Here is a 10720-nt window from a genome sequence, read left to right as displayed (position 1 = left end):
AAATTATCTAAAAAAAAGAGGGTACACTTTAAAATGTATCCTCTAAGACTGCCATTTCTTAACTAAATGACATTGGGGAAACCCGTTTTTTTTATGAAATGAACGTTTCGTCAAAAAAGAGGAACCGTCCAAAATACAAAATGAGAATAGAAGACACCAGCGTTCGTGTCGGCAAGGTAAAAACCGGAAGAGGCTTGCCAAGACGGCCGCGAAGCGCGCGCCAGCCGCAAAACAAGGCGTATCCGATCGCGACGCCCAGCGTGTTCATGATCAAATCGTCGACATCGGTAATGCGATCGTTGAATAATTGCGACAATTCGATAAAAAGCGAAAACAGCGTTCCAGCCGGGACGACGAGGATCCAGCGATCCATTTTTCGCCAGAGCCAGGGAACGAGAAATCCAAACGGAACGAAGAGCGCGACATTCAGCAAATATCCAACGGCGCTGATCCCGGTTGAAAAAGGATGCCAGTTGATGGAATTCGTCTCCCAGACAAACGCAGGATTGAGCAAATCGTACAGCGTGCCGGCCTGCGTAAAGTGGAACACCGCGATCACATACACGGCGAACGTCACGAGCAAATAGTACGTTGGGTTCGTGATGGGAAGATTGCGTCGGCGCTGGAAGGCGAGCCATGCCAGCCAGGGCGCCATCGAAGCCGCAAACTCGTACGCAACCCATAAATCGTTGTGCATACTTGATCCCCCTTATTTTTTTGATCATAGCACAGAAAACTGAAATTATTCTGAAAAAATTATTTCCGCGCGAAATCCCGGATCCACGATTCAATTTCCTCGAAATCCGGATCAATATAAATCGTCTTGTAGCTTTTCATCGTCACGAAACCGATTTTGGATCCCGGTACCTTTTTGAGCTGTGAGATGGTTGTGTAGTCGACCGGCACGCTGCTGGACTGGCGGCCCTTGGAAAAGTAGGTGGCCAGCTGGGCGCACATGCGGATCCGTCTTTCGTCCGGCTCGTCGCATTTGAGCAGCACGTGGGAGCCATGGTAGTCTTTGACATGGAACCACGTGTCGGTCTTTCGAGCCAGATGGTGCGTGATGTAGTTGTTTTGGATGTTGTTTTTGCCAACGAAAATATCCGCGCCATCGACATGCAAATGGAGAACATGCGGATTTTTCGCTTTTTTTCTTCGTCCGCCAGCGTTTTTTTGCGGAAGCAGGTAGCGGTTTTTCACAAGCTCTTCGCGAATCTCGAGCGCGTCCGCCGGCGCGCAGTGCTCCAGCTGCTGTTCCAGCTGCCCGAAGTACGCGATGTCTTCCTCGCACTGGCTGATTTGGGCTTCCAGAATGGCGATGGCCCGTTTCATCTTGTGGTATTTTTGATAGTACTTGTTGGCGTTTGTTTTCAAGTCGAAACGCATGTCGATCGGGATCCGAACGGTTTTTCCGGTTTCAAAATCCTCCAGCTCGACAACGCTCTTTTTCTCGATTTGGAACATGTACGCAAACAGCAAGTCGCCATATGTGCGGTACTTTTCCAAATCCAGCGCCTCCTCCAGGCTCTTTTGCAGCTTAGGCAGTTTTTTTTCATGCTTGATTTTTTCTTTCCGGACCGTGCGGAACACGTCGCCGCATTGCTCGCGAATGCGGGTCTTCGCTTCGCTTTGCTCGTACAAATGATCCAAACCATCCATGAGTGCGTACGCTTTGCCTTCTTTTTCCAAATGAAGGAGGGGCAGGGCGTGAAAATGTTTTTCATCGTATACGTAAAGGGTGTCGGAATGAAGCAAGGCGTCGATGATCGCCTCGAACCGCTCGCCCTGGTGCATGCGGTAGGCGATTTCGTGCGCCAGAAGCGGTGAAATTCCTTCGACTTGTTTTGTGAGCGGCAAATCGAGGTTGAGCGAGTCGCCGTTTATTTGGGTAGGATCGAACCGGTTTTCCTTCGGGGGCAGTCCATAGCGGGCGCCAGGGTGGATCAGCCGTTTCGAGTTTTCAAAAACAGGGATCCGTTTGAGGACGTCCATGATCGTCTGCTCCTCGCTGACCAGAATCAAGTTGGCGTATTTTCCCATGAGCTCGGCGTACAACGTCAGATTTTTCGTGTCGCCAAGCTCATTGTGGCCCTTGATGTCGATGCGGACGATGCGGTCGAAGTCGATTTGCGAGATGCGGGTAATGATGCCTTGCGACACGTATTTGCGTAAAAACATGACGAAATTCGACGGAGAGGGAACGGCGTTCACCGCGTGGTCGTGAATGTAGATCCGGTTTGTGTTGGAGTGGACGTTGATCACAAGACGCTGGTTGCCGTTTGCAAGCGTATGGATGTGGAAGAGGATTTCCTCGTCGCTTAGATTTTGAATTTTTCCGATCTTTCCGCCTTCAAGCACGTGGAGCTGATCGGTGATGGTGCGCAGCAGCAAGCCGTCTAAAGCCATAGTTTTGTGCTCCTTTCTTTGGTTCATTGTGCATTATAGCATGATTCGCGAAGCGGTGGACAGTTCTCGATTGTTGTGGCGCCACCCTAGGGGCTATGGTATAATTTTTTCGTGTTAAGATGAATGAAGGAGTGATTTATTATGTCTAGCCAAATCGTGGTGGGAACACAGTGGGGTGACGAAGGAAAAGGAAAAATCGTCGATGTTCTCGCGGAAAACGCAGATATGGTCGTCCGGTTTCAAGGGGGAGACAACGCCGGACATACCGTCATCGTGGATGGAAAGAAACACGTGCTGCACCTGCTGCCTAGCGGCGTGCTTCACGAAGATGGCGCCTGCATCATTGGTCCGGGTGTCGTGTGTAATCCATTCGTCCTCCTTGAAGAAATGGAACAGCTGGAAAAAAGCGGATTGAAGACGGATCACATCGTAATCTCGGATCGGGCGCATATTTTGATGCCGTATCATTGTTATCAGGATGTTCTGGAGGAAGAAGCCGCCGTCAATAAAATCGGAACGACGAAAAAGGGAATCGGGCCATGCTACGCCGACAAGCTCGCGCGCCATGGAATCCGTTATCATGAATTGAAAGATTTCGAGCATTTTAAAAAGAGACTGTCCTCGTGCCTGGACTTTAAAAATAAACTGTTCGTGAATGTCTATGGCGCCAAGCCGATGGACAAGGAGCAGATGATCCATGATTTTGAAAAAATCTACGACCGGATCATCCCGATGATTAAAGAAACGACTTCAATCGTCAACAAAGCCATCGACGAAGGAAAAAACGTCTTGTTCGAAGGCGCGCAAGCGTGCATGCTCGACATCAACTACGGAACGTATCCTTATGTTACTTCTTCATCGCCAACGAGCGCGGGTGTCACAACGGGCGCCGGTGTCGCCCCGTCGCGCATCGACACGGTGGTCGGCGTCGTGAAAGCGTACTCGACCCGGGTCGGCGAAGGGCCGTTCGTGACCGAGCTTGAAGACGAGCAAGGCAAGTGGATTCAGGAAAACGGGCATGAATACGGCGCCACGACAGGCCGTCCGCGCCGCTGCGGCTGGCTGGATCTTGTTGTGGTCAAGCACGCCAACATGCTCAACGGACTGACGGATATCGTCCTGACGAAAATCGACGTCCTGACCGGACTGGAAACGTTGAAAGTGTGCGTCGGGTATGAAATCGACGGCGAGGTGCTGGACTTTGTGCCGAGCGACCAGGCGGATGTCGCCCGCGCCAAACCGGTGTACAAGGAATTTGCCGGCTGGAGCGAGGATATTACCAAAGTCGAGAAAAAAGAGGATCTGCCGCAAGCGTGCATCGACTACATCGACTTCATCGAGTCGTTTGTCGGCGTACCGGTATCTATGATTTCCGTCGGACCGGATCGCGTCAACAACATTTACGTCAAGCCGATTCAATAACGTTTGAAAGAAAGCTGTGTGAAGGCACGGCTTTTTTTTGCGGGCTATGGTACACTGGCGTTAAGAAAACAAAAAGCGAGGTACGACCATGAAAAGAAAATGTGCGGAAGCGGCCTTCGGAATGATTCGCGAAGGAATGACGATTGGCCTGGGCGGCGGAGAAACGATCCGGTATTTGATTGAATTCATCCATATGAGCGATTTGCGGGTGCAAGTCGTCACGCCATCGACACAAACCGCGCTGCTCGCGGCGCGCCACGAAATCGAAGTCGTTCCGACATGGCTTTGCCCACGGGTGGATGTGGCGTTTGATGGCTGCAACGAAATCGACCCGGATTTGAATTGTTTGAAATCGCTGGGCGCGATTCACACTCAGGAAAAAATAATCGCCGCCATGGCGGACACGTTTGTGATTTTGGCCGATGAAACCAAACTGCGCCAGCAGCTCGTTTTCGACCATCCGCTCACCATCGAAGTCATGAAAGAGGCGTTCAGCTACGTGCTCGGTCAGCTGTTCGAAATGGGACTGCATGCCGCGGCGCGCCAGCCGCAGGAGAAGGACGGCTTTGTCATCACGGATCAAGGAAACATCGTGATCGACGTCGATTTCAGCAATGTGGCGGATCCAATCGAAACCAACCGGCAAATTCTTGGCTTGTGCGGCGTTGTGGACACATCGCTGTTTACCGGGGTTGTGGACAAGGCGATTGTGGCGACCAAAGACGGCGTTCAAGTGCTGGAAAAGCCGAATCGGGCAAAATAAAAAACGTCAATCGACGTTTTTTATTTGGAGCGCTGAACGAGCGCCTCGTACATGCAAATCGAGCCCGCGATGGCGACATTCAACGATTCAAAGGCGCTCATTTCGATTTTGATGCACGCGTCGCAAAGCGCGATGGTCGTTTGGGGCAGTCCCGTGCCTTCATTGCCAAGCACAAGAGCGAATTTTTGTGGAAACCGGATCTCGCTTAAAAAGATGGAATACGCCTGTAGCGCGGTGGCGTATACGGTATAGCCGCCGGACCTGGCTTCAAGGATCCACGGTTCGATGTCCGCTTTTTCAACGTGGACGTGGAAGAGGGCGCCTTGCGAGGACTGGATCGTTTTGGGATTGTACACGTCCGCGCATCCGGGCGACAGCACGACGGAGGGAAAGCCAAACGCGTAGGCGCTGCGCAGCAGCGTGCCCAGGTTGCCGGGGTCCTGCACGTCGTTTAAGACGAGAATCCGTTCCTTGTCGTGGATGTCGGGTTCTTTTTTCTCGCACACGCCAACCAGTCGCGCGTCCGAATTTTGCGCGGACAACTTGTTGAGAACGGCTTGCGAGCATAGGGTGTTTGGACAGCCGCACTCGAAGGGCTCGAGCGAGTAGACGTGTTTTAAAACCCGGGCCTGCATCGCTTCCTTGATTAGATGCTCGCCTTCGATCAAATACTCGCCGCTTTGGTCGCGGTATTTTTTTTGATGGAGTTTCGCAAGGTTTTTGATTGTTTGATTTGATGTTGATTGAATTGTTTCCATGTCTTGATTTTAGCATGAAACAAAAATCAAATCTTGCGATTCTATTTCAATTTTTGTATAATTTGCCTAATAAAGCGCTGATAAGACATAGTATTCACGAGTCCCTAAACAGAGAATGGTTTGCCGGCTGAGAAAAACCATATAGGAAGACGTGGAGAATTCACCTTGGAGCTAAGAGTTAATCCTCTTCCGTGTCATACGGTTATCATGACAAAGTAAGTGCGTTAGACGAATCAGGATGGTACCGCGGATTATATTCGTTCCTGAGACGTCTTTTTTTAATGGAAAGGAACAGCATGGAACAGATCAAAACTATTCAAAACGAAGCGTTTGAAAGCATCGCAAACGCGAATTCGCTCAGCGAGCTGAACGAGAAACGAATCAAGTATCTTGGAAAAAAAGGCGCAATCCAGGCGCTGATGAAAGAAATGAAGTCTCTTCCGAAAGAGGAAAAACCGGCGTTTGGCGCGGCTGTGAACGTCTTGAAACAAGAGGTGGGGCAGGCGATCGAAAACCGGAAAGCGGAACTTGAGCAAATCGAGATGGATAAAAAAATCGAAAGCGAAAAAATCGACATCACCTTGCCGGGCCGTTCGTTTCAGATGGGCAACAAGCATCCGCTGCGCATCGTACAGGAGGAGCTGGAAGACTTGTTTGTCGGCCTCGGCTATCAAATCATTGAAGGAAACGACATCGTCAACGACGAATATTGCTTTGAGAGGGCCAACATTCCAAAGGACCACCCGGCCCGCGCGATGCAGGATTCGCTTTATATCGACCCGGAATGGCTGCTGCGGACGCATACCACGGCCATCCAGATGGCGGTTTTGGAAGAAAGCGCGCCCTTGTTGCCAATCAAAGTGGTTTGTCCGGGAAAGGTGTATCGGCGCGACGACGACGACGCCACCCACTCGCACCAGTTCATGCAAATGGAAGGGCTTGTGATCGGCGAGCGCGTGACGCTTTCGGATTTGAAGGGAACGCTGGAGTTTATGGCGAAAAAACTGTTCGGGGAAGATAAGAAGATCCGGTTCCGACCAAGCTATTTTCCATTCACGGAACCGAGCGTGGAAGTCGATGTCACGTGTCACATTTGCGGCGGAAAGGGATGCCCGACATGCAAAGGAACGGGCTGGATCGAGATTTTAGGCGCGGGCGAAGTGCATCCAAACGTCTTGAAAATGGCTGGATACGATCCGAATGTGTGCAATGGATTCGCGTTTGGCGTTGGTATCGAGCGGGTGGCCATGCTCAAATACGGTATTGACGATATCCGGCATTTCTATACGAACGATCAGCGATTCAACGACCAGTTCAAACGATACGAATAAGGAGAAGAGGATATGAGAACATCAAGAAAATGGCTGAGCCAGTACGTGGACATCGACGATTTGACGATGCAGGAGCTGGCGGATAAAATCACGGCGGCCGGATTGGAAGTCGAAGGCTGCGAACCAATGTCTTCCGGTTCCAATTTAGTCATTGGCGAAGTGCTGACATGCCAGCCTCATCCCGATTCCGATCATTTGAATGTAACGACCGTCCATGTAGGGGATGAAACGCTTCAAATCGTGTGCGGCGCGCCCAATGTGGCCGCCGGACAAAAAGTCATCGTAGCCAAAGCGGGAGCCAGACTGCCTGGGGGCGAAATCAAAAAAGGAATGATTCGCAATGTCGAGTCCAATGGAATGATTTGCGCGTTGTTTGAGCTGGGTGTTGATCCGCATTTGCTTACGGAAGAACAAAAGGCAGGCATCGAAGTGCTGCCAGCGGACGCGCCAGTCGGCCATACCGATCCATTGGGATATTTAGGATACGACGACGAGATTTTCGAAATTGGACTGACGCCAAATCGAAGCGACTGCCAGGCCCAGTTCAATTTAGGCATGGAAGTCGGAGCGATTTTGGATCGCGAAGTCGTTTTGCCGAATTTTGAGAACGCGTCGGTTTGCGGCAAAGACACCGATTTGAAAATCGAATCGGAAACCGAGCAATGCCCGCTCTTTTTAGGGAAGGTGATTGGCTCGATCACAATCAAAGAATCGCCGCGCTGGATGAAAGAGCTGCTGCAAGCGGCGGGGATGCATTCCATAAACAACGTCGTGGACATTTCCAATATTGTGATGCTGGAAACCGGCCAGCCTATGCATTTTTACGATATTGACGCCATCCGCAACCAGGAAATCACGGTGAAAAACGGCTTTGACGAAGACTATGTCGCATTGGATGGGGAAACGTATCATTTGCTGCCGGAAGATATCGTGATCACCAACGAAGGAAAGCCGATTGGCATCGCGGGAATCATGGGTGGCGACGACTCGAAAATTTTGGATTCGACGCGGGGACTGATCATCGAATGCGCGTCGTTCGATCACGTTTCCATTCGAAACACGGCCCGGCGGCTGAATTTGTCAACGGAGTCTTCTTTGCGTTATCAGCGGGGAATCGAACCGATGGCGCCGAAAAAAGCGATGGATCGGGCCGTCCAGCTTTTGATTCAGTACGCGGACGCCAAAGAAATCGGTGAAACGGTACAATGCGGGGAACTTCGCGACCCGCAAACGGTTTTGTCTTGCACGGCGGAAGAAATCAACAACCGGCTTGGAACGGATTTCTCTTGTGAGGAAATCGTGTCCGTATTCGACCGGCTGCTGTTCGCGCCAATCGTGCAGGATGGCGTCATCACGGTGACGATTCCAAGCCATCGAACCGATATGGAAGGCATGGCGGATTTAAGCGAGGAAGTCATTCGGATTTTGGGATACGACCGGCTGCCTTCGACTTTGCCGTATATGCCGATGACAGAAGGAAAGCTCAACAAAAAGCAGTCTTTGATCCGCATGACTGAAAACCTGTTTTGCGACCAGGGGCTTCAGCAGTGCGTGACGTACACATTGATTAGTACTGCCAAAAAAGACGACGCCGTGCTGGCGTGTGGCGAGGCGATCGAACTGGCTTCGCCAATGTCGGAAGAGCGCCGCTGGGTTCGAACGAGCATTTTGCCGTCTTTGATTGGCGTGGCGGCATACAACGAGGCGCATGGCAACAAAAACACCGCGCTATTTGAAATTAGCGAATTGTCTTCCCGGGAAGGCACGCAAAATCATTTGGCGGTAGTGCTCGATGGCGTATTGGAGCAAACGAGATGGCTCCACGAAAGCGTGCCGGCGGATTTCTACACGCTGAAAGGTTTGATCGAGGCGTATTTGGAGAAGATCGGTGTGAACGCGAACACCATTTTGCTGAAGCCAAACACGAAAGACACGACGCATTTCCACCCGTATCGTTCGGCGGAACTGTACCTTGGTAAAAAAATGGTTGGTCTTTTAGGCGAGATCCATCCAGTGTACGCGAAGGCAAACGACGTCAAACGGCTTTGTATCGCGGAGCTGGATTTGGACGCGATTTTGCAGGTGAAAAAATCAAAAGTGAAATTTAGCGCGATTTCAAGATATCCTTCGGTTTCACGCGATCTGGCTTTTGTGGTGGAACGTTCGCTGCCTGCGAAAAAGATCATGGAAACGATCAAACGCCACGGAAGAGATCCGCAAACAAAAGAAACGATTTTGAAAAATGTCGAAGTGTTCGATATTTATGAAGGCGAGCATGTCGCTGAAAATGAAAAATCCGTCGCGATTTCCATTACGTTCCAATCCAGTCGTCAGACGCTGACGGACGCGCAAATGAATCAAGTATTCGATTCGATTTTGGAGGCGTTGGAAAAAGAATGTCATGCCGTATTGAGAAAGTAGAGAGGTGAGCCTCTCTTTTTCTTTGGGCGGTTTCGTGTATAATGGAAAAAAGAATAGAGATGGTGAAAAGCATGCTGACAAGAGAAAATTTGTTAAAAATATTCAAATCGTTTGGAATCCAAAAAGGAATGCTCGTTTTAGTGGAAACGAACGGATCGCTGGAGTCGTATATCGCGGGAGGCGAGCAAATGGTTATCGAGGTGTTGAAGGAAATGCTGGGAAATCAGGGCTGCATCATCGCGCCGTCGTTTACGTTCGATACGCTCGATCCTTCCACGGAAGGCATTTACCGGTACGAGTATCCGTGCTGGGAGGAAATCCGGGAAAGCATTTTAGGGTTTGATAAAAAAATCAGCCAAAGTCAGGATTCGTTCGCGAATCAAATGCTTCGAAATCCGGAAAGCGCGCGCTCGAGCCATCCCGTGTATAGTTTCGTTTTTCTTGGCAGACACGAGGAGTCCTGGCTGAAACAAAAAAATAACTATCCGATTTCACTGGATTCAGTTTTTGAGGGCTTGAAAAACAAAAAGCTGGGCGTGCTTTCATTCGATAAAAGTTTAATGGAAAACTGCGTGTTTTACGCCTTGTGCCGAAAAAAAGAGGACGAGGAAGTGTTTATGCTTCGAGCGTATAAAAAAAGAGGACGGGAAAAAGAGGTTCATACCTTTTTGATGAACCAGCCGTCCTTTTCCAAGATCCAGGCGGTTTTAAACGAAAAAGAAATTTGCAAAGAGGCGGGAGAGGGATATGAGATTTCCTATTTTGCGTTGGACAAATGTCCGGAAATCAACGCCGCCGCTTCCAAAAAAATGGATTCTTCTTCCGGGCCGAAGCGTCCGAACTGATCGGAATCTACATCGAGAACGGCGAAAAGCGCATCGTTTTTAAAAACGGGGGCGACAAATTCGCTGTTGCTGGCGCTATCGCAAGCGATATGGCCTGGAAAAGCATGGACATCGGGAATGTTCATGCTTTTCTTTCGGGCTGCGCAAGTGCCAACGACTCCTTGCCCGATTGGAATCCGGGTGCAGGCCAGGCGGCCTTGAAAGGGACCGAGAAAGCAGCAGTTTTGCTCGATGTCGACAAAATAAAAACCGACCCAGTTTAAATGCTCCAACTCGTCGTGGAGCAAAGCCGTCAAATTACATAAATTGGAAAGAACGGGAATCGAAGGATCCCAGAGCGTTTTCATTTGATTTTTGATTATTATTTGATTCATAACTCCATTATAACCGTCATAGAAAAAATAAAAAAGCATCTTTGTTTTCAAAAAACGAAAAACGCATTATACTAAAAACGAACGTTTTTATCCTCTAAACTGTAATCGAAAAAAAACGAAAAAAATTCAAAATTATAATTGACAGATCAAGCCGAACAAGGTATGATAGGAACACGTTGAGGAACTTCTTCTTTAACGAACTGTCATTTAAAATCTTTTGAGAAATCAAAATAAAATAGTTGACAGATAGAAATATTCATGATATAGTATACAAGCTGAGCCGATGTGAAAAACAAAACGGGGAAGCGAAACGTATGATGAAAAAGCTGTTTGTGAAACAAACAGCGGGACGATCTTTGAAAACCTGATAGAAACGAAAGAAACAAAAAATCAATCGTAC

At 49.5% G+C, this 10720-nt stretch carries 9 protein-coding genes; 5 read left to right on the top strand and 4 right to left on the bottom strand.

All coding sequences use genetic code 11. The features are described from left to right. Positions 1-91: 91 nt before the first annotated feature. Both ABNS49_RS13445 and ABNS49_RS13440 read right to left on the bottom strand, forming a co-directional pair. On the bottom strand, positions 92-697 hold the full coding sequence (locus ABNS49_RS13445; protein WP_135981359.1) for a VanZ family protein: 606 nt from the start codon (positions 695-697) through the stop codon (positions 92-94). Positions 698-756: 59 nt separating this feature from the next. Beyond that, the gene (locus ABNS49_RS13440; RefSeq protein ID WP_135981358.1) at positions 757-2406 is read right to left on the bottom strand and encodes an NFACT RNA binding domain-containing protein; all 1650 of its coding nucleotides are present in this window, start codon (positions 2404-2406) and stop codon (positions 757-759) included. A 141-nt stretch (positions 2407-2547) separates the two neighbouring features. Between ABNS49_RS13440 and ABNS49_RS13435 the strand changes: the two genes are divergently transcribed. Further along, the gene (locus ABNS49_RS13435) at positions 2548-3828 is read left to right on the top strand and encodes an adenylosuccinate synthase (protein WP_135981357.1); all 1281 of its coding nucleotides are present in this window, start codon (positions 2548-2550) and stop codon (positions 3826-3828) included. 88 nt (positions 3829-3916) lie between these two features. Beyond that, a complete protein-coding gene (gene rpiA / locus ABNS49_RS13430) occupies positions 3917-4591 on the top strand; it encodes a ribose 5-phosphate isomerase A (protein WP_135981356.1) in 675 nt (224 codons plus the stop codon). A gap of 20 nt (positions 4592-4611) precedes the next feature. On the opposite strand, the gene ABNS49_RS13425 is transcribed toward rpiA, so the two are convergent. Then, a complete protein-coding gene (locus ABNS49_RS13425) occupies positions 4612-5349 on the bottom strand; it encodes an RNA methyltransferase (RefSeq protein WP_135981355.1) in 738 nt (245 codons plus the stop codon). Between the two features lie 296 nt (positions 5350-5645). Between ABNS49_RS13425 and pheS the strand changes: the two genes are divergently transcribed. From pheS to ABNS49_RS13410, 3 genes are all read left to right on the top strand, one after another. Further along, a complete protein-coding gene (gene pheS, locus ABNS49_RS13420; protein ID WP_135981354.1) occupies positions 5646-6680 on the top strand; it encodes a phenylalanine--tRNA ligase subunit alpha in 1035 nt (344 codons plus the stop codon). Between the two features lie 12 nt (positions 6681-6692). Beyond that, positions 6693-9101: a phenylalanine--tRNA ligase subunit beta gene (gene pheT, locus ABNS49_RS13415; protein ID WP_135981353.1), complete on the top strand. Its 2409-nt coding sequence runs from the start codon at positions 6693-6695 to the stop codon at positions 9099-9101. Between the two features lie 71 nt (positions 9102-9172). After that, entirely contained in the window at positions 9173-9946 is a 774-nt protein-coding gene (locus ABNS49_RS13410) for an AAC(3) family N-acetyltransferase (RefSeq protein WP_168353669.1), read from the top strand. On the opposite strand, the gene ABNS49_RS13405 is transcribed toward ABNS49_RS13410, so the two are convergent. Next, positions 9859-10320, bottom strand: a complete 462-nt coding sequence (locus tag ABNS49_RS13405) for a GAF domain-containing protein (protein WP_135981351.1) — start codon at positions 10318-10320, stop codon at positions 9859-9861. The genes ABNS49_RS13410 and ABNS49_RS13405 overlap by 88 nt on opposite strands. Positions 10321-10720 lie beyond the last annotated feature (400 nt).

It is taken from the genome of uncultured Dubosiella sp., from assembly GCF_964018005.1.
In the GTDB taxonomy this organism is placed as follows: Bacteria; Bacillota_I; Bacilli_A; order Erysipelotrichales; family Erysipelotrichaceae; genus Dubosiella; species Dubosiella muris.
The sequence above is the reverse complement of the archived record's forward strand: the minus strand, read 5'-3'. Positions and strand labels throughout refer to the sequence as shown.